Annotated in this window: 4 pseudogenes; 2 read left to right on the top strand and 2 right to left on the bottom strand. The window is 54.5% G+C overall.

The annotated features are described in order from the left end of the window. Together AB4Y43_RS40395 and AB4Y43_RS40400 are read left to right on the top strand one after the other, a co-directional pair. Positions 1 to 131: pseudogene (locus AB4Y43_RS40395) on the top strand (IS630 family transposase); the annotation flags it as partial. 110 nt (positions 132 to 241) lie between these two features. Further along, positions 242 to 400, top strand: a pseudogene (locus AB4Y43_RS40400) (IS630 family transposase); the annotation flags it as partial. A gap of 10 nt (positions 401 to 410) precedes the next feature. On the opposite strand, the pseudogene AB4Y43_RS40405 reads toward AB4Y43_RS40400, so the two are convergent. Then, a pseudogene (locus AB4Y43_RS40405) lies at positions 411 to 958 on the bottom strand (nucleoside transporter C-terminal domain-containing protein); the annotation flags it as partial. Continuing rightward, positions 958 to 1,083: pseudogene (locus AB4Y43_RS40410) on the bottom strand (IS630 family transposase); the annotation flags it as partial. The pseudogenes AB4Y43_RS40405 and AB4Y43_RS40410, both read right to left, overlap by 1 nt.

Below are 1,083 nucleotides of genomic sequence, written 5' to 3' on the forward strand. Positions count from 1 at the left end.
TCACCAGCATCGAGCGATATATCGAGCAGTACAACCAACACGGCCGGCCGTTCGTATGGACCGCGACCGCCGATTCAATTCTCCAGAAAGTGGCTCGGCTATGCAAAGTTATTTCTGGGACAGAACATTAGGGAAGCTATAAACTGATCCACCTGTCTCGAGCGCTCCATCACTTTGTCGCGTGAGGCCGCCACGACTGACGAACCCAAGGCCTACGACGTGATCGCGCGACTCACTAGTCATCCAGCGCGACACGATTGCGTGAGGCATCTTCACCACGGTAAAGGCTCTGGAGCGCAAGCTGATGCGCTGTATCCGCGAGCACAACAAGAATCCCAAGCCGATTAAATGGAAGTACGACGATCCATCGCGGCGAATTCGACCAGTGCCATTTCAATGACGCAGTTGACTAGCGAGACGAAAAGGCCAGCAATGGTCGCGCTCATCAGGTTCGACAAAGTGACCGCAGTCAGCGCCCGCAGACCATATCGGCCGACGCGTCCGCGGATGTCCGGGTTGATCGCGCCGAAGCTACCAGTCAAGATTGCGATCGAGGAAAAATTGGCGAACCCGCACAATGCGAATGAGACAATCGCCAATGTTTTGGGCGTCAAGATTTGCAGCCCGCTTGCGGCAACCTGAGCTGTAGTTTGCAGGTACGGTGCCAAACCTGTATAAGCAACTACTCGTTCAAGATCAATTTCACGCCAATGAAGTTTCCGGCGATCGATGCGTCGTGTCAAGGTACGCCGATCACCCACGCAAGTGGTGAGAAGAGTAGCCCAAGCAGCGACTGCAAGGTTACATCGTGGAACCCGATGAAGGTTGCGATGCCTGAGACCATGTTATTGAGCAGGGCAATGAGACCAATGAAAGTGATCAGCATCGCCGCCACGTGCATTGCGATCTTCACGCCAACAGAACCGCCCGCGGCAACTGCATCGATGACGTTGGCAGCTAGTGTTCTGTCCCAGAAATAACTTTGCATAGCCGAGCCACTTTCTGGAGAATTGAATCGGCGGTCGCGGTCCATACGAACGGCCGGCCGTGTTGGTTGTACTGCTCGATATATCGCTCGATGCT

The organism is Paraburkholderia sp. BR10872, from assembly GCF_040965835.1.
In the GTDB taxonomy this organism is placed as follows: domain Bacteria; phylum Pseudomonadota; class Gammaproteobacteria; order Burkholderiales; family Burkholderiaceae; genus Paraburkholderia; species Paraburkholderia nodosa_A.